Origin of the sequence: Ureibacillus sp. FSL K6-0165 (assembly GCF_038004285.1) — a bacterium.
GTDB lineage: Bacteria > Bacillota > Bacilli > Bacillales_A > Planococcaceae > Ureibacillus > Ureibacillus thermosphaericus.
Genome location: NZ_JBBOQS010000001.1, coordinates 450703 through 472576, shown reverse-complemented (window position 1 = coordinate 472576; position 21874 = coordinate 450703). Strand labels below are relative to the sequence as shown.

Here is a 21874-nt window from a genome sequence, read left to right as displayed (position 1 = left end):
TTTCATATACTGATGCAATACAATGCAAAAGGATTCATAGAAAAAGCCGTCTCTTTTGAGGCGGCCATATTTATCATATAAAGAAATGTTACAGCCATTTTAATATCAATCTCTTAAATATAAATAAAAGTAGTATACTATAGATTAATAGGTTCTAATAAACTTTTTAAGGAGAATAAGCTGTGGAACGACCAATTGTTATTATACCAGCACTAAACCCACTACCAACACTTATTAACTATACAAAGGCTTTATTAGAATTAAATATTTACAAAGTGATCATTGTGAATGACGGCAGCGATCCAAAATATCAATATATTTTTCAAGAACTATCGATGATTGATCATTGTATTGTATTAAAGCATGAGGATAATAAAGGGAAAGGGAGAGCATTAAAAACCGGGTTTGGTTACGTGTTAAAATATTTTCCTAAGACAAATTTCGTATTAACGGTAGGTGCTCATGGCCAACATACATTAGATGATGTAAAGCTCATATTACAAAATTTAAGAGTATTTTCTAATGGTATTATATTAGGTGTTCGTAACTTTCGTTCAAAAGACTTGCCTTTATCCAACGCGATTGGTCACCGAGCAGCCTCACTATTGTTTAAATTATTATTCCATCGGCGAATATTAGATACTCAAACAGGATTGCGTTCCATTCCGACAAAAGAATTATCGTGGTTATTGAAGGTACACGGGGATTCTTATGATTATGATATTAATATGCTGGTGGAAGCAATCAAAAGAAAAATCCCAATTTACGAAATTCCTATTGGACGAGTTAAAATAAGGAAGAATTCGATTATTCACTATGATGAGATCACTAATTCTCAAAAAATCATACAGCAAATTATTGCAAACTTCACAAAGTATCATAAAAAAAATCAGGAATGAAACTTTTTGTTCGAAAAATCGTACATTTTTATAGTACTACCAAAGGGGCTACCAACTTTTTCATTTTTGGTAGTACTTCTTTTTTTATAAATGGCAATACTTGTAGGAAAGAGAAGGAACTTAGAAATTTATTGTGTTAGGTGGTGAAGGTAATTGTTAAAGCGATTGATAATTCTTGTTATTCTCCTTGTCATGATTAAACCAGCATATGATTTGTCCAAACAAATTTGGGATGAAATAGTTAACTGGCTTGATATCAATTCTGCTATAACAACCATGGAGAACATAAATATTTCAGAGATAGGAAAAACGGCGAAGGAAACAATTTACGAAACAGCTTCAACCATATCCGCTTTACAAGCTACCGTTCACTTACCGGAAAAAGTGCAATCTGTTGAAGAGTTAGCAGATGCATTTTTTTATCATTTTAGTCATTGGGAAACAAACTTTGAAATACATTATGTTGGAAGCACAAGCGATATTGAACATATCATTCAACAAGCAGTAGAAGAAGCTTCTAATCGAGATCATTATATTTTAGGGCATTTGAGTGATCGAAAAATTGAATATGAATATGGAAAATATAAAGCGAAAATTAAAGTGCAGCAACAATATTTAACAAATGCTGTGCATGAGCAATATGTGGATGAACGAATAGCAGCCATTTTAGCAAGCGTCGATGTAAACTCCATGTCGGACTTTGAAAAGGTCAAATTTGTTAATGATTATATAGTAAAAAATACAGTTTATAGTACGGACACATCGTTAAGTCCTCATAGTGCATGTGCAGTGTTAAAAGAAAATAAAGGAGTTTGCCAAGGATACGCGCTTCTTGCATTAAAAATGCTAAGAGATTTAGGGATTGAAACGTTATATGTAGTTGGAGAAGTGCATACAGGTCCTCATGCATGGAACTTAGTGAAAGTAGATGGGGAATGGTATCATCTTGATACTACATGGAATGATCCAGTACCTGATCGTGGTAATGCAGTGAGATATCAATATTTTCTCCTTGATGATGCGACAATGAAACTTGATCATCGTTGGAATGAAGCGGATTATCCTAAGGCGATAAGTAAAAAATACACTGTGATGTCGAAAATTGACCATGCTTATGAAAAGGATGGTTATATTTACTACAGCAATATTGCGGATGATCATCGTTTATATCGATTAAATTTATCGACCGGGGAAAATAAACGATTAACAAAGAGTAGAGCACAATATATCGTGGGGTTAGGTGAATGGATTTTTTTCAGCAACTATTCAAAGGGTGCATACCTTGCAAGAATACGCACTGATGGTTCAGATGAATCCATTATCTATCGGGAAAAGGTTAGTGACTTATTGGTTGAAGATGGTTATTTAATATTCGCAACGGACGAAGGGTTGAAAAAAATGGAGATACGAAATTTTTGATGATTTACCGAAACAAAAAAGGGGCTTCCAGTTAGCCCCAGTCATAACGTACCGACCGACTTGATCGAAATTGAAAAACCACTATTATTTTAATGAACTAAGTGCCCTGTTGGCAATATAGTCTATCGGATTTTGAGTGCATAAATGGAAAGAAATATATGGATATATTTTTTTCACATAATCTTTAAAGACATTTAAGATGATCGGATTATGTTTCAATATGCCACCGTTTAAGTAAACGATAAAATCTTCACCAATCGGTTCAATTTTCCGTAATACCGCGTTTGTCATGATCGATAATTCTTTCGCCGCGTTGCAAGCGATTTGAATGGCTTGCTCGTCTCCAAGGGAAATAGCTTTCGTTAGGATTTTCGAAATGTTAGCGACTTGAGCATTTGTATAATCTGGTTGATAGATCCAATCATTAAGTTGTTCAATATTGTCTATTTGTAACATGTCGTAAACTAGGTCAGTGAGGACGGTAGGTTTCTCAAGACGGCCATCTTCAGAGCGAAAAATCGTATTTAAAATCTCTCTTCCAATCCAATAACCGCTTCCTTCATCTCCAACCCGATGTCCCCATCCACCAGAGCGTTCAATCCTTCCTTGACCATCTGTAGCATAAGCAGCAGAACCAGTACCTGAAATGAGGAGGGCACCTGCTTTTCCGCCAGTTAATCCTATTAATGTGGACTGTACATCATTTTCAACAATTGTACGACGAATAGAGAAGGGTGAGTTTCCACAACTTCGATGGATAATTTGTTGAACTATTGCAAGCCCGTTTTGTGTATCAACACCTGCAATGGCAAAGGTAGCAACTGCAATGTCCAGTATGCCTGTAGCTTTATAAGCCTCATTTAATAGATTAGTTAATACTTTTTCTACCTTTTCTGCGCCAATGGCTTGGTAATTTGTACTTGTTGATGTTTTTTCGAAATATACCTTTCCACTAGCATCTCTCAATGACAAAGTGGTTTTTGTCGCTCCACCATCAATGGCTAAAATATACTGATTCATGTTTCCTGTTTGCTCCATTCATCTAAATATTGTTGTAAACGTTTTTCACTTTGTAAAATTGCATCCTTTTTAATCTGAATCCATCTATTCAGTAAAGGGGTTTCCCTTTTTGCTTTTAAGAGCGATTTTCTCATTGTCATGGGAGCAGGGCCACCTGGTAATTTTCGAATATTGACGAAATGTGTAGGTTTTAAAGATTGATAGAATTCTTCTTTAGAAATGTTTAATGGCTTATCAGTCAGTTCAATGCATTTTTCGTTGACTAGCTCCCATGTTAAATCTTCAATGGAATCTTTATTATTTTTTAGCAAAGCACGAACACAGTTTGAAACGATTGCATGTGATTGTCGGAAGGAAATGTTTTCAGTAATGACGAGGGTATCAGCTAGTTGGGTAACGTTGGCAAAACTTCTTTCAGCTCGCTCTAATAATTTTTCTTTGTTGACATCCATTGTCACTACTAAACTGCCAAATAGTTTATAGATTCCACGCAGCTTCTCCATTGCACGCCAAATGTAAGGCTGCATATCATCTTCCGTATCAACAATATCCCCGAATGGAGTGTTATGAATCATTTGTAAGACTGTGGAAGCATCCCCTACAACCGATGAGAGTAGTGAACGGGTGTGTTCTATTGAAACGGGATTTCGCTTTTGTGGCATAATGGAGCTGACTTGAACATATGGACTGGCAAGACTGATTGCATTAAATTCTTGTGTTGCCCATTGTAAGAAGTCTTGTGCGGTACGTCCAAGATTTAATGCGGCAAGTTGCACAACACTAGCTGTTTCAGCAATATAATCAGCTCCGGCCACAGCATCCCATGCATTTTCCACTAAATCATCAAAAGCGAGCAGTTCTTGCATTCGTTGGCGATTAATGTTGAAACCTGTTGTCGTTAATGCGGCGGCTCCCATGCTGCTTCGATTTACCGTTGCATAAGCATGTTGCATGCGTTTAAAATCTCTTGTAAGTTGGTCAATAACAGCCTTTAAGTAGTGAGCGAAAGTTGTTGGTTGGGCTTGTTGTGTATGAGTATAGCCGATCATGATGGTATCTACGTGTTCTAATGCAAAGGCGATGAGTGAAGTTCGCAAAGTTACTAATTCTTCCATAAGGGCAAGAAGTTTTTCTCGTATTGTCATACGATAAATGGCAATCCCCATATCGTTTCGACTTCTTCCAATATGCAAATTTCCCGCTACATCTCCAGCAATCTCCATCAGTTTATTTTCAATTCGGAAAAACAAATCTTCAAATTGAGGTTTGTAATCTTGCTTTTCATAATATTCCAAGTCGAGTTGACTAATGGCAAAACCGATTTTTTTTACATCATCTTTTGATACAAGTTGTTGTTCTTCCAGCATTTTTAAATGGGCAATATGTATTTGCACCATTGATTTTAGGAAATGTTTTTTTGCTTCTTCATAGGCAGGTTGAAGCACGATTTTTCGATAACTATTTGAAGGAAATTGAGTGCCTTCGTATTCATGGATGCGGCTTTTATACTCATGGAACATCACAATAATCGCCCCCAGTATTATTGCTAAAAAGGTAATTTGAAGAGAGGTATTGGCTTCTAAATAATTAACTGGCTTCTGACTTCTCTTCAATATATTTCATTGACTGCCTTTGAGAGATGACGGTTGGCAGCGCGATTCCCGTTAAAATAAGAATAATGCCGATAATTTGTAACTGAGTAATAGGTTCATGCAATACAATGACAGAAGCGATGACAGCAACTGGTAATTCCATGGCGCTTAAGATGGAAGCAAGACCTCCGCCGACTTTTGGCACAGCAGTTGCAAGTAGGAAAATCGGCAAAATCGTTCCAAAGAAACCGAGTATTAAGCCAAATTTCCAAAGCCCCTCTCTTATTAATATACCGTTCCATACTATTTCTGGTGACAAGAAGATGCTAATCAAGATAAGGGCGAAAAAGGATGTAAATAGTGTTCTTTCGGTTGTTGTAATACCTTGTATTGTTTTTGAATTGATTTGTAAGAAAATCGCAAAGCTAATAGCTGAACAAAAACCAAAAAACCAACCTAGCCAGTGAATGTTTGATAAATCGGCATCAAACACTCCAGCGGCAAGCAGCGTTCCGATAAAAAGAATGACTAGGGAAATGATTTCCGGGCGGTTCGGCCATCTTTTTCGCAAGATACAGTCTATCAGGATGCCAATCCATGTGAATTGGAAGAGCAATACAACGGCGAGAGATGCCGGTAAGTAATTTAAAGACTTACCGTAAACAATGCCGGTTGTACCTGTAAAAATTCCAGCAAATATTAAGGTAATGAATTCCTCTTTTTTAAGCTTAGGAACTTTTCTTTTAGTAAAGACAAATAATAACAACGCTAAACAAAATCCAATCAGATATTGGCTTGTGACAGCTTCATCGGGTGTAAATCCATAACCCATTGCTACTTTAATAATGGTTGAAAGTATTCCGTAACTACTAGCTCCAATAATGATAAGTAAAGGGTAAATAAAATTCATTTTCATGATGTCTTAACCTACTTAACAATTTTTTATCGTTTAAAATTCCTTTATAATCGATACAAATTTCAATCATAAAGCATTCTTTAATGATTGTTATAAAAGATTGCTTTTTCTATGATAAAAGTATAGCAAATTTTGATATTTTCGGAAAATAAGGGTGCTAAAATATTAATGGATTTCTAATTAATTAAAATTTTAGAATATAATAGAAACTAGTAATCTACTAGGGAAGTGGTGTATCAAAATTGAAAAATTCCGATCGTTTCCTGTTAGCGTTTAATCGAATTACATTCACTTTGCGAAAAATCGTAAAGGCAAGAGAGCACTTGCCCTTTTATCGCCTAATTGAATTGGCAAAAAAGAAAAGTCCGTTAGTAAAAAAATATGAAGATGATTTACGTACTTTTGCAGATTTGCGAAATGTAATTGTGCATCATCGAGTATCTGAGGAGTTTGTCATTGCTGAGCCTCATATACAAGTTGTTGAACGCATCGAGTACATAGATCAACTATTAGATCGGCCAAGTTTAGTAGGCCAAGTTTTTCGAAAAAAAGTAGTTACTTTTCAGACGACAGATTCATTAAAAGAAGCATTAGACATCGTTCAACAACGAAAATATACTCAATTCCCGATATATGAAGGGAAGGAATTCCAAGGTCTCGTTACTACAGTAGGTATTACCAACTGGTTAGCGGATGTAGCAAATCATAAAATCTTAGTTTACGAAATGCCAACTATGAAAGATATATTGCATTACGAAAAAAAGCGAGTAAACTATAAGTTTATTAGTCGATATTTGACTATATATCATGCCAAAGAGCTTTTTAAAGAAGGTGTTGAGAGGGGGAAGCGATATGACGCTTTGCTCATTACGGAACATGGTAAACCACATCAGAAGTTAATAGGTATCATTACTCCCCTCGATTTGATGAAAGTACAATAATCATACATAGCTCCATTTAGACAGTTTATAAATAAAAGGTTTGTCCTTAATTGGCTTTTTTGGACAAACCTTTCTTATCATTATAAAGTGAAACATATAAAGAACCGTTTTCTAAAACTTGTGCGAAAAAAACATCTTTTATATTTTTGATGTTCTTCTTTTTTAGCTTATTTAGCAGCCATTCTTCAGTTAAGTTTAATTCTGAGAGATTTTTCTTCACAATCTTCCCATCGGAAATGACTTCGGTTGGGAAGTAAGGGGGAATTGAACAATCCGCTTTGACGTCTTGTTTCGTAGCGGGACTTCTAGCAGGTTTTTTTAATACACTCAATTCACCATTGGTTTCAAACACTGCATAATGGACCTCATCAAATGAAAAAACGCCTTCTTCACGTAATAACATTGCTAATTCATCGGTGTGAAGTCTTGCTCTTTTTAAACCATTTTGATTGATGACGCCATTTTGAATTAAAATTGTAGGACGATCATCAACAAGAACACGAATTTTAGTTGATTTCATTGCAATAAAACTCATAATGAGAGTAAGAGCAGTCCAGCATAATAGGGCAACGATACCGTCAAAAAAAGGAGTGTCAATTTGCGTTGTAATTTCACCAGCAATTGATCCGATAGTAATACCAGTGATGTAATGGAAGAAAGTTAGTTGACTTAATTGTTTTTTTCCAATAATTCTTGCTAACACTAAGATGACATTAAAGGCAACAATACTTCGGATAACAATTTGCCAAAAATTAACTTCCCAAAAATTTTCCATTGTGAATCCACTCCTTTCATTTCTCAATTTAGAATGAGCTGAATAAGCAAGATTATGCAAAAAAATAACAGAAGCGCTATTACGCTTCTGTTTTAATGGAGAAATTTACACTAAGTAATGTTTATATTCATCTGGAATTTTTTCAGGATTTAATACGAAGTCTTCTTCAATTTTCAACTCATGCATTTTATTGTTGTAAGAAAAACGGAAAATCCCATTATCAAAGTCTGTGCCAATTTCTTTAAAGAAGATTCCTTCTATAAAGCGGGATTTTGGGCAAGTAAATACAATTTTATATTGTTCACCCTCCGACACGATGAAAGCGCGGACACCTTTTTCATACATGTCGATGCCCTCATCTTCAGTAGGTCGGCTTACTGCAACGATATGGAAGTCTGCAAAAGGAATTTCTTTTAATAATACATTGAGAAAGGAACCTTTTGTGATCTCTTCCCATCGACTTTGAGCGCTTTGACCAACAATAATTTGGGAAATATTATATTCTCTAGCTACTTCAGCTATTACTTTTTGAATCGGTCTTTTTTCGTTGTCCCGAATGATAAATTCTTCAACCCCTAGTTCATTTGCTAACTCGGTCCAACGTTCAATATAACCGGATTTTTCAGCATCAAAATTGTCTAGAGGTTTTGAATCAACCGTTAATATATATAATGGACAATTAAGCAAACTAGCAAGCTTATGACCTCTACGAATGAGTCGCTCACCGTTTAATCCATAATAAACGCAAACTAAAATACTTTCATCCGCTTGCTTTTTGACACCATTCATCATTTTATATTAGCACCTCTTAAATTAATATCATAACAGACTTCTTTATTTTTCAGTCAAAATCAATGAAATACAAATTGCTTTATTATATACTTAAAATTGTAGCTAGGATTAAATTTTTCTAAGTTATAAGCATTTTAATTCAATAGTATATATTGTTATTGACACATTATTATGCTACGTAGATTTGTTTTCGTCAAGTAAATATAGTAATGGGAGGAGAGAACTTGTGACAGTTGATGTTGCCATCATCCTTACTCCGTTTATTTTTGCTGCATTGACTCCTGTATTATACAGGTTTATTAGCAAAAAATATATAGGATGGCTCGTATTGAGTGTCTCTTTTATATTATTCCTTTTTTTAACTACATACATCCCTCGTATATCTGACGGTGAAGTTGTTGCTTTCACTCATGAGTGGATCCCCTCGTTAGGTATTCATTTCACTACTTATTTAGATGGACTCAGCTTAATTTTTAGTTTACTCATTACCGGAGTAGGAAGTTTAGTTATTTTGTACTCGATTTTTTATTTATCCAGAAGCGAACAGCTATACCATTTTTATTGTTACCTGTTACTGTTTATGGGGGCAATGTTAGGGGTTGTTCTTTCTGATAATTTAATGGTTTTATATGGATTTTGGGAGCTAACAAGTGTTTCATCGTTTTTACTAATTGCATATTGGCATCACCGAAAAGCTTCACGAGCTGGGGCAAGAAAATCAATGATCATTACGGTTGCCGGCGGTATTTCTATGCTAGCAGGTTTTTTGATGCTCTATGAGATGTCAAAAACATTAAGCATCCGTGAGATTATTGGAAATGTGGAAGCGATACAAGAACACGCATTGTTTGTACCAGCACTTGTATTGATTTTATTAGGTGCATTTACAAAGTCTGCACAATTTCCATTTTATATTTGGTTGCCGGATGCGATGGAAGCTCCAACACCTGTGAGTGCTTATTTGCATTCTGCGACAATGGTAAAAGCAGGAATTTATTTAGTGGCAAGACTCACACCTGTTTTTGGTGGTGAGGCGTTATGGTTCTGGTTAGTAACAGGCGTTGGGTTGTTTACGTTGTTTTGGGGTTCCTTCAATGCTGTAAAACAGGTGGACTTAAAAGCGTTGCTCGCCTTTTCGACAGTAAGTCAGCTCGGGCTTATCATGAGTTTATTAGGTATGGGTTCTGTGGCAGTCTACTTAGGTAATTCTTCGGAAACGATTATTTATACACAAGCGGCATTTGCAGCCATCTTCCATTTAATAAACCATTCCACTTTTAAAGGTGCACTGTTTATGATGGTCGGAATTATCGACCACGAATTAGGGACGCGCGACATTCGTAGGCTCGGTGGACTTATGTCGTTTATGCCGTTAACCTTCACAATCGCACTTATCGGTAGTTTTTCAATGGCAGGGCTTCCTCCGTTTAACGGATTTTTAAGTAAGGAAATGTTCTTTGCTGCAACCCTTCATATACAAGAATTAAATATTTTTTCTTTAGATAGTATAGGTTTTCTAATTCCAATTGTTGCATGGATTGCGAGCGTCTTTACTTTTGTTTACTGTTTAATCATTGTGGGTAAAACATTCTTTGGTAAAGTTCAGCTGCATCTATTAGCAAAACATCCTCATGAAGCACCGATTGGAATGTTAATATCTCCTTATACGCTCATCGTTTTTGTGGTTGGAATTTTCTTTTTCCCAAATCTACTAGGCCATTATATTTTAAGACCTGCGATGGCAAGTATTTATCCTACTTTTCCAACAACGCAAGAATTAACGCCGCATATACATGCTTGGCATGGAATATTTAGTCCTGAACTATGGATGACGATTTTTGTAATCGTTGTCGGAATTTTACTTTACAGATTATTGAAACGTTGGAAGCCAATTTATCGAGCACTTCCTCAAAATTTATCATTAAATTCACTATTTAATAATGGCATTTCATTTAGTGAATCTTTTTCGAATCGCGTTACCGGTCGATACATGACAGGTAATTTGACAGATTATTTTGTCTACATTTTTCTAGCGTTTTTAATGATTGTCGGTGGATATTTCCTCCAAACTGATATATTTTCTTGGAGCCCTGTCGATAGGGAGTCATTAGAAGTATTTGAAATCATTTTAGTGTTGATTATGATTGCCTCGTCCGTTGGTATATTGTTTGCGAAATCTCGTATAACAACCGTATTTCTTAGTAGTGTATTAGGATATTCAGTTGCCTTTTTCTTTATTGTTTTCCGAGCTCCTGATTTAGCCTTAACACAGCTTGTCGTTGAATCCGTTTCAACGGTACTCTATTTAATTTGTTTTAGACATTTGCCAGAAATAAGAAAAGAGATTCAACCGAAATGGATAAAAATGAGAAATATTTTCATATCGTTAGCTGTAGGGGCAACGGTAACTTTAGTAGGTTTTGCTGCTCTCAATTATGAAAAATTTATCACCATTTCTTATTTCTTTAACGATTCGTATGAGTTAGCTGGTGGGAAAAATATTGTAAACACAATTTTAGGAGACTTCCGTGCATTCGATACGATGCTCGAAGTGGTTGTATTATTTATCGCAGGTTTAGGCGTATACACCCTCATCAAGCTAAAAGCAAAAGGAGGGGGAACGAATGAGAATTAATGATGTGATATTGCGGACGGTTGTAAAAGTAGTAATTTTCATCATCCTCACTCTTGGTGTATATCTTTTTTTCTCGGGTCATAATGCACCGGGAGGAGGGTTTATAGGGGGGCTTGTTCTCGCTTCCGGGATCATTTTGCTCTATGTAACGTATGATATCGACACTATCCAAAAAAAAATGCCCTTTGATTTTAAGAAAGTAGCTGCTCTTGGTGTGTTGATTGCAACGGGAACAGGTCTTGGAGCAATTTATTTAGACGTACCTTTTTTATCTCAAACAGACGGGCATTTTCAATTTCCGTTTATAGGTGATAAACACTTAACAACCGTAACGTTGTTTGAGGCTGGGGTTGCATTAACCGTAATTGGTACGCTCGTTACGATGATTTTAAGTATAAGTGAGGATGAGTAGTGAATGGAGCAAGTAATGATTATACTTATTGGAATTCTCGTTTCTGTGGCAACCTATTTAATCCTCTCTCGAAATATGATTCGTATCATTATCGGCACTGCGGTGCTATCCCATGCAGTTAATTTGCTCATTATGACGTCAGGGGGATTAAAAACAGGCAACGTGCCACTGCTTGGACATGGAGATGGTCCATTTACTGATGCATTGCCTCAAGCGTTGATTTTAACTGCCATTGTTATTAGCTTTGCTACGACTGCATTTTTACTTGTTTTAGCTTATCGAACATATAAAACGAATGGCTCAGATGATTTTAACGAATTGAGAGGAATGTCAGATGAATAACATCATAGTATTGCCACTGATTATTCCAATATTTACTGCAGTTATTTTGGTATTTTTGAGAAATTATATAGTAGTACAAAGAATGATCACGATTGCCACGATGATTGCAGTTAGTATCATATCATTCTTTTTGTTAGAGCTTGTACAAAGAGAAGGAATTATAAAATTGGACTTTAGTGGCTGGAAACCACCTTTTGGAATTTTGTTTGTCGCCGATACTTTTTCAGTGTTAATGGTATTAACCTCAAGCATTGTCACGGTGTTCTGTTTACTTTACGCTTTTTCAACGATAGGCGAACGGCATGAAAATATGTTCATCTATTCGTTTGTTTTATTGTTAGTTGGCGGAGTAAATGGATCCTTCTTAACAGGGGATATCTTTAATCTATTCGTTTGTTTTGAAGTCATGTTAATGGCGTCGTACGTGCTGGTGGCATTGGGAGGGGAAAAGGTACAACTTCGAGAGTCATTAAAATATGTATTAATAAACGTTATTGGATCTTCTATTTTCCTAATTGCTCTCGCTTATTTATACAGTACAGTGAAAACGCTGAATATGGCGCATATAGCCGAGCGAGTTGCTGAAGCCGGCCAAGATCCAATGCTAACAACTGTGGCGCTTGTATTGTTTATTGTTTTCAGTTTAAAGGCTGGTTTAGTGCTATTTTTCTGGTTGCCAGGTTCTTATGTTGTGCCGCCTACTGCTGTACAAGCATTATTTGCAGCGCTGCTAACAAAAGTTGGCGTGTATGCATTGATTCGAACTTTTACATTAATGTTTCCGCATCAACCAGAAGTGACTCATACAATTATCGGAATTTTTGCAGGAGCAACTATTATTTTAGGATGTATGGGTGCGCTTGCTTCACGAAATGTATTAACAATTGCAGCCTACAATATTGTAATTGCTGTAGGTTTCATTTTAATTGGTTTAGCAGTTGGCACGGAATCAGCAATTGCAGGTTCTGTATATTACTTAATACATGACATGGTAGCAAAAGCGTTATTGTTTTTATTGGTAGGGATGATGGTTTACTTAACGGGTGAAAAGTTAATAGATCATATGAGTGGACTCATTCGAAATTATCCATTATTTGGCTGGATTTATTTTTTAACGATGTTAGCTTTAGTAGGAATCCCACCGCTTAGCGGGTTTGTAGGGAAAGTGTTGATTGGTAAAGGGTCGATTGAAGCTGGATCCTATGTATTATTATTTCTTGGATTTGCATCAAGTCTTGTCGTGTTATTTTCATTATTAAAAATCTTCTTAAGTTCGTTCTTTGGAGAAACGATTATAACAAATGAAGATAAAAAACCGCTTCCGATTGCTTCAATGGCTTCCTTTATTGCTTTAGCCCTTTGCATGATTGCAATTGGTCTAGGTGCAGAACAGCTATTAGTTTATGTACAAGATGCGACAAATATCCTTGTTAATCCATCTATCTATATTGATGCTATTTTAAGTGAAAGTTAGGGGGTGGGAAGGTGTTTTTTGCCCAATTTATTTTAAATTTGTTTATAGCGCTTCTTTGGCTATTGTTCAAAGACGAGCCTACACCGACACTTTCGACTTTTAATACCGGTTTTATCGTTGGGATAGGAATTCTTTATGTAATGCATCGATTTTTTGGCACACAATTTTATTTAGTTCGAGCAATGAAAATTATGAAACTTGTGGTGATTTTCTTTAGAGAACTTATTGTTTCAGGTTTTGTTGTAATGAAGCAAGTTTTAACCCCCAATTTAAAAATTACACCGGGTATATTTAAGTACAAGACAATATTGAAAAATGATTGGGAAGTAACGGCTCTTTCGTTGTTGTTAACATTAACTCCTGGTTCCGTAGTAATGGAGATATCAGAATCTGGTGATGAATTGTATATTCATGCGATGGATATTGGACAGAAGGAAGACTTAATTCGTTCATTAGGAAGATTTGAGACCGTAATATTGGAGGTGTCCCGTTAATGATCGATATGATATTGCTAATTTCTCTAGCCCTGTTTATGGTTGCTATTACACTGCATTTAATTCGAATTATTAAAGGCCCAACAATGCCCGACCGAGCAATTGCTCTTGATACAATTGGTGTTAATTTGATTTCATCAATGGCCATACTTTCAATCTTATTAAAAACGACAGCCTTTTTAGAAGCGATATTAATATTAGGGATTTTAGCATTTATTGGGACAATTGCTTTTTCTAAATATATAGAGAGAGGTGTCATTATTGATCGTAAGTCAGATCATTGAGTGGTTCAGTGTTATCATTATTTTTATTGGCTCAATCATTAGTGTGATTAGCGCATTTGGAATGCTTCGTTTTCCTGATGTATATACTCGTGCTCACGCTGTAGCAAAAAGCGCTACACTAGCTGTTCTATCGTGTTTAGTGGGTTCATTCTTTTACATTTGGGTTCAAGATGGATATATAAGTGTTCGATTGTTGTTAGGAATTCTATTTGTATTTATCACTTCCCCCGTATCCACTCATCTTGTGATACGAGCAGCCTATCGCTCTGGGGTGCCACTAGCTGAGGGTTCAGGTGAAGACGAATTAAAGCCAGTATTATTTGGAGAGAAAGAACCTTTACCAACTAAACAATCAGAGTAAGTTCATACTTGATTGTCTAATTGTATAGCAATATTATAATGAATGGACATTTGGAAAACTAAGAATAGAATTGAGCGAATGGTTTTGAAAAAGTTACTAACACTGATATTGTTAATTGTCGGTTTATATTTGTTTTTGTACGTAAATAATCATTGGATTGTCATAACGGAACAAATATATGAATCTGATGAAATTCCTGATTCATTTAACGGTTTTCGAATTACTCAAGTATCTGACTTGCATGATGCTTTATTTGGTGAAAATCAAGAAAAATTAGTTGAAAAAGTACGGGAAACAAATCCAGATGTCATTTTTATTACGGGAGATCTTATTGACAGCAATCGTTATAATTTACAACAGAGTTTATTAGCTGTCCGTGAATTTGTAAAAATCGCGGATGTGTACTATGTAATTGGTAATCATGAAGTAGCAATTAATCAAGTAACGGAAATTTATAATGCCCTTGAGGAAATAGGAGTACATATTTTACCGAACGCTGCGACATGGGTTGAACGGGGAGGAGAAAGAATTGCTATAGCGGGCATTGAAGATCCTCTCAATGGGACTGATACGCAAACTATGTTAAATACTGCATTATCAACTGTTCCGAAAGATATGTTTACAATGCTACTTGCCCATCGTCCGGAAAAGTTTGATATTTATGTAAAAAATGAATTAGACTTGATATTTACAGGACATGCCCATGGAGGTCAAATTAGAATTCCTTTTGTTGGAGGCTTAGTAGCGCCTGGACAAGGGTTTTTCCCTGTATACACTGCGGGATTTTATGAAGAGAATGGGACGACGATGAATGTGAATAGAGGATTAGGCAATAGTGGAGTACCTTATCGAATTTTTAATTTGCCTGAGATTGTCGTTGTAGAGTTAAAGACGAAATAAGCTGTTATGCTCAAAATATAACCGTCTCAAATTGAGGCGGTTTTTTGTTGTAAATTGTTTTATGAATATGAGAAGATATTTGACCATTATCCATTTTTGATTATGATTGTAATTAGAATTTTTAGGAATAATTTAAAGGAGAAAATGTATATGAATATCATTGATTTTACAATGGAAGAATTAATTGATCCGACTGGTATAATTGAGGGAAGACGCTACGAATTTTTGTTGGACATAGAAGTGGATGAGGAAGACGAACTATATTCTAGTGCAGGAACACAAATCCGCCTTCTTGTAGGCGATAATGGGGAAGGGCCATTTATTATCAATTATTTTATTATGGATAAGCAAGATGAAAAATATATTGAATTAGCATTAGAGGAAGACGAAGAGCAGTACCTATTAGATTTCTGTAAAGAGCGATTAGCACAACAAGGTGAATAGTATATCATAAGAGAAAAAGACCCTATCATTCATAGAGATGACGGGGTCTTTTATGTATAAATAGGAGTTCGCTTAATATAGATGGTTATGTTGACGAACAAACTAGCATACTAGGAAAATATTTTATAAAAATACATTTTTTTATAGAATCAAATTCCCTATCATTCAAGAGGAATCTAATAATTACTATTAATGGATTTTACTATTTCCATTCCGTTTTCATAGATTTAATAATATCTATGAATGAATTATCATATATTGAATAAGAGGTTCACAAAATTTTCAGATTATTTTAAAATATTACTATAATTATTGAGATATAACTGTTATAAAGCTCGTAATGATAGCAGTTTGTTTCTTCAAAAATTATATGAATAGTTGGCTTGTTCATAGAGGGGATGGGAAAAGTGACTATATTAAAAGATTTAAAAATTCTCGATTTTTCATCAATGCTTCCTGGGGTTTTTACGACGATGATGTTTGCAGATTTTGGGGCAGACGTCATTCACGTTGAGTCCACACGTAGAGTGGATTTAATGCGCATTATGCCGCCATATGATGATAATAAAGAGTCGTACATTCATCAGCATTTAAATCGCTCCAAAAAATCACTCAAACTAAATTTAAAAACACAAGAAGCAGTGGAAATCGTAAAAAAATTAATCCAAGAATATGACATTGTCATTGAAGGATTTCGGCCTGGTGTAATGGAACGTTTAGGCTTAGATTATGAGTCATTAAAACAAGTAAATCCAAAGCTGATTTATTGTTCTGTCACGGGTTATGGCCAAACAGGACCATATCGCAATCGTCCAGGTCATGATAATAATTATTTATCGATTGCAGGTATACTTGATTATTCACGACACAAAGGGAAAAAACCTGTTTCGATGGGGATACAAATTGCAGATATAGCTGGGGGAACATTACATGCAGCGATAGGTGTGCTTGCATGTGCACTACATCGTGAAAAAACGGGAGAAGGAAAATACATTGATATATCCATGACAGATGCTGTCTTCACAATGAATGCATTATATGGAACAGCCTTTTTAGGAAGCGGTGAGTTACCAAAGGCTGAAGAAGAAATATTAAACGGTGGAACGTTTTATGATTATTATGAAACAAAGGATGGCCGTTATTTTTCAGTAGGTAGCTTAGAGCCGCACTTCCGCAAGTTATTGTGTGAAGCATTAGATATTCCTGAATTAATTCAAAGCACGTTTAATGACTCTACTTATACACAAAAGAGATTTAAAGAGGCAGTAAAAGATGCTTTCTTAACGAAAACTTTTGATGAGTGGTTGGAAGTGTTCAATGAAGATTTTCACGGTTGTGTTGAACCAGTTCTAACCTTTGAAGAGGCTTGCAATCACCCGCAAATTCAAGCTCGAAATATGATTGTCGATGTTCCAAAAGAAGACGGTACAACACAAAAGCAGATTGGAACTGCAATAAAATTTGACGGTGTCGAACCAACCTATAAATTTGTTGGTGCAAAAGTCGGTGAACATACAGTAGAAATTTTAAAATCGCTTGGTTATTCGGATGAGGAGATTGAAACATTCCATCAAAAGGGCGTGCTGCAATAAAAATCGTCCCAAAGGTAATGGCTATTACTTTTGGGACGTTTATTTTTGTACAAAACCGGAAACGAAATTACGCAAATCCTCAAAATCTTCTTGTAGTATTAAGTATTTTATATAGATGTTGATTAATTGTTCAAACAGTTCAAATTGTTCTGTGGCGAAAAGAGCTTTCAACAAATTGCAAACATGTTGGGATGTCATTTTAGCAATAGGATAGAAAGGACTTTCAATCTCTTTATATTGTTTTAGCCATTTTTCGATAGATTGTAATACGTGCTGAGGCGAATGATCAACGATGTAAGCAATATCCCGTTGCACAGTTGCTTCAATTTTAAGCAATAAATCTTTATCGAAGACTTTTGCATTTAAAAAATCATAGATGCTTGTACATGAAGCGATTTCATACTCTTTCATCAATTGTAGCACATCGAAATATTGTTCGTTTTTTACAAGAGCATCAATGACAATAAAAAATACTTGTTCTAGGTAATTTTTATCGTATCGTTTTACTAACGATTGTGGCTCCGGTTTTAAGTTAGGTAATATTTCTCCATATTCTATTAATAATTCGATGGAATGATTAATTAAACGATCATTCATGATTAAATATTTTCCATGAGCAATGGTTTTTTCCGTATCAAAATGCTTTGCTCCATCAATTGCTAAAATATACGATAGTAAAGTTTGTTCTTTCTCGGTCAGTGCCCATTCTCCAGATTTCCACGTTCTAATTACATCCGATATCAATTTATTAATTTTTTTATAGTGTCGCTTTCCGCCCATAAAATGAAGGGAGATATTTAATAAATGAAACTCTTTTAACAAATAGGAACGTGGATTTTTATAATCAATATTTTGAATGAATTTATTCATTGTTGTGACCACTTGATTTTTCGTTTGAAAAGATTGAATTAATTGCTTAAATTGATTCATTAAATCAAGGGGATTTTGAATCGTATGTAATGGTGTTTGTAAGAAAATTGAATAAATTTTTTTGGCATACAAATAACGCCAAAAGTCAGGTTTCTGATTATATAGTATATATATGAAATATTTTCTCCCTATTTTATATAAATGAATTTCATTCAATTTAGTAATTGATTTTGAATAATTCGACTTTTTCCCAAAAACTAATTCAATAAAATGTGAAAAGTTAAAAACATTTTTCATGAGTGCATGCTCGAATATTAATTTTTTGCTAGTTGGAGATGAGAAAAATGCGTCGAGTTTCTTTTCAACGTTTTGCAGTTCTATATTCGATAAACGAAACATTTCTTGTGTAAATAAGTCCATTTTTCCCCAGCTGTTTTTAACGGTACTATAAATAACGTTTGTTGCTTCTGTTTTATTGAAAAGAATTTGTTCAAGAGGAATTACGTTGCCAAATATTTTTTCGTCTACTTTATAACTACTGAATTGTTCAATTATTTCTTCAAAAGGCTTGCCTATCTGACCTTTCGTTTTCTGAAAGAGCAGTTCGTCAAATTTGAGCATGCTGCCTCTCCTCCTAAATCACTTAAGATGAATATACCAAAGATTAGAAATAAAAAAAATGCAAAAAAGATTTACCTTTTAGCTAGTTTTGTTTGCTATTCATATTGAAATATCCATCAGATTGCGGGCATCACTGAAAACCAATTGGTGAAGAATCGATCTCTTAGTAAGACTAGCAACTCGAAGAATATGATACATTTAGTATAATGTAATATTGAATGAAGCTACCTATCTAAACTAAGCGAGGTCGCAAAATGTACTACTTATCAATGATTTTTTTCCAAATTGTTGCACCAATTCTTGTATTGCTTGTAGTAGGTGCATTGTTACAAAAGAAATTTCAATTTAACTTAAAAGCATTGTCTCAGCTCGTTACATACTGTTTTATGCCAGCTGCAGTCTTTGTCAATATATACGAAACGACAATTGACATGTCGGTACTTGCACAAGTAGCAATATTTATTGTTTTGTTTATTGGAAGTCAAATGCTGATTAGCCATTACATAGCCAAACTATTAGGTCTTAATCGTTTAGAATCGGCTGTCTTCAAAAATAGTGTTGTGCTCATCAACTCTGGGAACTATGGTATACCTGTTGCACAAATGGTTTTTGCTACTCAACCGATTGGGGTTGCCATTCAAGTAATTCTCGTTATTTTCCAAAATATGACCACGTATACTTACGGCTTGTACAATTTAATTTCTGCGACAAAATCAGGGTTGGAAATTTTAAAGGGCTTTTTGAAAATGCCGATTGTTCATGCATTAATCATTGGGATTATTTTAAATATCGCAGATTTTGAAATTCCCCAAACTTTTCGCATTCCATTGGATCATGTTGCAGAAGGATTTATTGCAGTTGCTTTAATTACGTTAGGGGCTCAATTATCCCAGATTGAAATACGTACAATTATTAACAAAACGATTATTACAAGCTGCTTTACGCGACTAATACTAGGCCCAGCAATTGCACTACTAATCATTTATCTACTTGGAATCGATGGGGTCGTTGCAAAATCTCTATTTATTGCAAGCGCATTTCCTACATCCCGCAACAGCTCAAGTCTAGCTTTAGAATATGATGTGGAATCCAATACTGCCGCACAAACGGTTTTATTCTCTACGATTGTAAGTTGCTTTACGGTAACAATCGTGATATATCTATCCAACATTCTTTTTGGATAAAAAGAAAGCTTAATAAAAGGTCTTAACTACCCCAAAGTGTTAAATCAATTTCAGGATTTCAGGATAGTGATGACAAAAATAAATCCTACCTTGCCGATGATGGTAAGGTAGGATTTTTTATCAATGATTAGTAGATTGATAGATTCATTTGTAAGCGATTTGAAATAGGTTATTTGAACAGTATAATTAATTATTTTTTGACAGAATCTTTATATGGATTTGTTAAATCCATTCCATCTAATGATAAACCAAGTGCTTTTGCAACGCCTTCACCATAGGCAGGGTCTGCTAAGTAGCAGTGTAAAATATGGCGGCGTTTAATATGTTCTTCTACTCCTTCCATAGCGCGAGCCGTATTTTCAAAGAGTCGTTGTTGTTCTTCTGCAGTCATGATGCGGAACAGTTTTCCAGGTTGTTCGAAATAGTTATTGTCATCTTCGCGGAAATCATAAATATCCGCATCTCCCTCAAGAGCTAAAGGTGGCTCTTTCAATTCAGGATGATGTTGCCATTCGCCGTAGCTGTTTGGTTCGTAGCTCAGCGTGCTTCCTAAGTTGCCATCAAAGCGCATTGCACCATCGCGGTGGAATGTGCGGAATGGACATTTTGGAGCGTTAATAGGAAGTAAATAATGGTTTACTCCTAAACGGTAACGTTGTGCATCCGCGTATGCAAAAATACGAGCTTGTAACATGCGGTCTGGTGAATAACCGATACCAGGTACGATGTTTGATGGTGAGAATGCAGCTTGTTCTACATCTGCAAAGTAGTTATCTGGATTTCGATTTAATTCGATTTCACCAACTGGAATGAGAGGGAAATCTTTTTTGTACCATACTTTTGTTAAGTCGAATGGATTGTAAGGCATTTCTTTTGCTTGTTCTTCAGTCATTACTTGGATGTACATTTTCCATTTTGGATAGTCACCATTTTCAATTGCATTGTAAAGGTCGCGTTGATGAGATTCACGGTCTTTACCGATTAATTCAGCTGCTTCTTGATCTGTTAAGTTTTTAATCCCTTGTTGTGTTATGAAGTGGAATTTAACCCAAACACGTTCGTTATCTTCATTAATAAAGCTGTAAGTATGAGAACCGAATCCATGCATGTTGCGGTAGCTTGCAGGGATTCCGCGGTCGGACATTGTAATTGTCACTTGGTGTAATGATTCAGGAAGAAGTGTCCAGAAATCCCAATTGCTATTAGCATTGTGCATATTTGTACGAGGATCGCGTTTTACTACGTGGTTTAAATCGATGAAGTGCAATGGATCGCGGAAGAAGAATACAGGTGTGTTATTACCAACTAAGTCCCAGTTTCCTTCTTCAGTATAGAATTTGATTGCGAAACCGCGGATATCGCGCTCTGCATCAGCTGCACCACGTTCACCAGCAACTGTAGAGAAGCGAATGAATAATGGGGTTTTTTTCCCAACTTGAGAGAACATTTTTGCTTTCGTGTATTTTGTAATGTCATGCGTTACTGTAAATGTACCATGTGCCCCTGAACCTTTTGCGTGCATACGGCGTTCTGGAATTACTTCACGGTTGAAGTTCGCAAGTTTTTCAATTAACCAAACATCTTGTAATAAGACAGGTCCACGTTTGCCTGCTGTCATAGAATCGTGGTTGTTCACAACGGGTGCACCATTTGCTTTTGTAAAGAGTTGGCGTTTATCGTTAATATTAGTCATATCATTGTACCTCCTAAATTGTTCTTCGCTTATGTATTAACTATAACAAATCTAAATAAAAATTTCTACTAAATTAGAATAATTATTTTTAGAAATAATTTATAAAGAGGTAAATATTCTAATCTGAATTGAATTCCTTCAATTACTTGAATGTAATAAAACATAGTAAAAAAGTGAAAGAGAAAAAATGAAGCTAAAAATGGTTGTATTGATT

General features: G+C 35.3%; 21 protein-coding genes. 14 read left to right on the top strand and 7 right to left on the bottom strand.

What is annotated here, in order from left to right; translation table 11 throughout:
* The first annotated feature begins 182 nt into the window (after positions 1 to 182).
* A complete protein-coding gene (locus NST00_RS02330) occupies positions 183 to 899 on the top strand; it encodes a glycosyltransferase family 2 protein (RefSeq protein WP_016837575.1) in 717 nt (238 codons plus the stop codon).
* A 153-nt stretch (positions 900 to 1052) separates the two neighbouring features.
* Entirely contained in the window at positions 1053 to 2318 is a 1266-nt protein-coding gene (locus tag NST00_RS02325; protein ID WP_016837576.1) for a transglutaminase domain-containing protein, read from the top strand.
* A gap of 84 nt (positions 2319 to 2402) precedes the next feature.
* Here the strand turns inward: NST00_RS02325 and NST00_RS02320 are convergent, their stop codons facing one another.
* From NST00_RS02320 to NST00_RS02310, 3 genes are all read right to left on the bottom strand, one after another.
* Positions 2403 to 3338, bottom strand: coding sequence for an N-acetylglucosamine kinase (locus NST00_RS02320; RefSeq protein ID WP_016837577.1), 936 nt, complete (start codon positions 3336 to 3338; stop codon positions 2403 to 2405).
* Positions 3335 to 4858, bottom strand: coding sequence for an argininosuccinate lyase (gene argH / locus NST00_RS02315; RefSeq protein WP_026019009.1), 1524 nt, complete (start codon positions 4856 to 4858; stop codon positions 3335 to 3337). Before argH ends, NST00_RS02320 begins: the two co-directional genes overlap by 4 nt.
* A gap of 67 nt (positions 4859 to 4925) precedes the next feature.
* Positions 4926 to 5846, bottom strand: coding sequence for an EamA family transporter (locus tag NST00_RS02310; RefSeq protein WP_016837579.1), 921 nt, complete (start codon positions 5844 to 5846; stop codon positions 4926 to 4928).
* Between the two features lie 242 nt (positions 5847 to 6088).
* Here NST00_RS02310 and NST00_RS02305 point away from each other — a divergent pair, with 242 nt between their 5' ends.
* Entirely contained in the window at positions 6089 to 6787 is a 699-nt protein-coding gene (locus NST00_RS02305) for a CBS domain-containing protein (protein WP_340709607.1), read from the top strand.
* A 46-nt stretch (positions 6788 to 6833) separates the two neighbouring features.
* Here the strand turns inward: NST00_RS02305 and NST00_RS02300 are convergent, their stop codons facing one another.
* Both NST00_RS02300 and NST00_RS02295 read right to left on the bottom strand, forming a co-directional pair.
* Positions 6834 to 7562, bottom strand: coding sequence for a DUF421 domain-containing protein (locus NST00_RS02300; RefSeq protein ID WP_016837581.1), 729 nt, complete (start codon positions 7560 to 7562; stop codon positions 6834 to 6836).
* Positions 7563 to 7667: 105 nt separating this feature from the next.
* Positions 7668 to 8351 carry a histidine kinase gene (locus tag NST00_RS02295; protein WP_026019010.1) on the bottom strand — a complete coding sequence of 228 codons (684 nt, stop codon included), beginning with the start codon at positions 8349 to 8351 and terminating at the stop codon, positions 7668 to 7670.
* A 229-nt stretch (positions 8352 to 8580) separates the two neighbouring features.
* Here NST00_RS02295 and NST00_RS02290 point away from each other — a divergent pair, with 229 nt between their 5' ends.
* From NST00_RS02290 to NST00_RS02245, 10 genes are all read left to right on the top strand, one after another.
* Entirely contained in the window at positions 8581 to 10989 is a 2409-nt protein-coding gene (locus tag NST00_RS02290) for a Na+/H+ antiporter subunit A (RefSeq protein WP_168412483.1), read from the top strand.
* On the top strand, positions 10979 to 11401 hold the full coding sequence (locus NST00_RS02285) for a Na(+)/H(+) antiporter subunit B (RefSeq protein ID WP_016837585.1): 423 nt from the start codon (positions 10979 to 10981) through the stop codon (positions 11399 to 11401). The genes NST00_RS02290 and NST00_RS02285 overlap by 11 nt, the downstream gene beginning before the upstream one ends.
* A 3-nt stretch (positions 11402 to 11404) precedes the next feature.
* Complete coding sequence (locus NST00_RS02280) at positions 11405 to 11743, top strand: Na(+)/H(+) antiporter subunit C (protein WP_016837586.1); 339 nt, start codon at positions 11405 to 11407, stop codon at positions 11741 to 11743.
* Positions 11736 to 13217 carry a Na+/H+ antiporter subunit D gene (locus NST00_RS02275; protein WP_339289465.1) on the top strand — a complete coding sequence of 494 codons (1482 nt, stop codon included), beginning with the start codon at positions 11736 to 11738 and terminating at the stop codon, positions 13215 to 13217. The genes NST00_RS02280 and NST00_RS02275 overlap by 8 nt, the downstream gene beginning before the upstream one ends.
* Before the next feature lie 11 nt (positions 13218 to 13228).
* Positions 13229 to 13711, top strand: a complete 483-nt coding sequence (locus NST00_RS02270) for a Na+/H+ antiporter subunit E (protein WP_016837588.1) — start codon at positions 13229 to 13231, stop codon at positions 13709 to 13711.
* Positions 13711 to 13995: a Na(+)/H(+) antiporter subunit F1 gene (locus NST00_RS02265; RefSeq protein ID WP_016837589.1), complete on the top strand. Its 285-nt coding sequence runs from the start codon at positions 13711 to 13713 to the stop codon at positions 13993 to 13995. Before NST00_RS02270 ends, NST00_RS02265 begins: the two co-directional genes overlap by 1 nt.
* Positions 13973 to 14356, top strand: a complete 384-nt coding sequence (locus NST00_RS02260; protein ID WP_016837590.1) for a Na+/H+ antiporter subunit G — start codon at positions 13973 to 13975, stop codon at positions 14354 to 14356. The genes NST00_RS02265 and NST00_RS02260 overlap by 23 nt, the downstream gene beginning before the upstream one ends.
* 84 nt (positions 14357 to 14440) lie before the next feature.
* Positions 14441 to 15256 carry a metallophosphoesterase gene (locus NST00_RS02255; RefSeq protein ID WP_026019012.1) on the top strand — a complete coding sequence of 272 codons (816 nt, stop codon included), beginning with the start codon at positions 14441 to 14443 and terminating at the stop codon, positions 15254 to 15256.
* Positions 15257 to 15406: 150 nt separating this feature from the next.
* On the top strand, positions 15407 to 15700 hold the full coding sequence (locus NST00_RS02250) for a DUF6509 family protein (protein ID WP_016837592.1): 294 nt from the start codon (positions 15407 to 15409) through the stop codon (positions 15698 to 15700).
* Positions 15701 to 16107: 407 nt separating this feature from the next.
* Complete coding sequence (locus NST00_RS02245) at positions 16108 to 17292, top strand: CaiB/BaiF CoA transferase family protein (protein WP_168412480.1); 1185 nt, start codon at positions 16108 to 16110, stop codon at positions 17290 to 17292.
* Positions 17293 to 17331: 39 nt separating this feature from the next.
* Here NST00_RS02245 and NST00_RS02240 read toward each other — a convergent pair whose 3' ends face one another.
* Positions 17332 to 18783, bottom strand: coding sequence for a hypothetical protein (locus tag NST00_RS02240; protein WP_340709605.1), 1452 nt, complete (start codon positions 18781 to 18783; stop codon positions 17332 to 17334).
* 254 nt (positions 18784 to 19037) lie between these two features.
* On the opposite strand from NST00_RS02240, the gene NST00_RS02235 reads away from it, so the two are divergent.
* Positions 19038 to 19967 (top strand): AEC family transporter, encoded by a 930-nt coding sequence (locus tag NST00_RS02235; RefSeq protein WP_096549898.1) that lies wholly within the window; start codon positions 19038 to 19040, stop codon positions 19965 to 19967.
* 190 nt (positions 19968 to 20157) lie between these two features.
* On the opposite strand, the gene NST00_RS02230 is transcribed toward NST00_RS02235, so the two are convergent.
* Positions 20158 to 21660: a catalase gene (locus tag NST00_RS02230; RefSeq protein WP_016837596.1), complete on the bottom strand. Its 1503-nt coding sequence runs from the start codon at positions 21658 to 21660 to the stop codon at positions 20158 to 20160.
* Positions 21661 to 21874 lie beyond the last annotated feature (214 nt).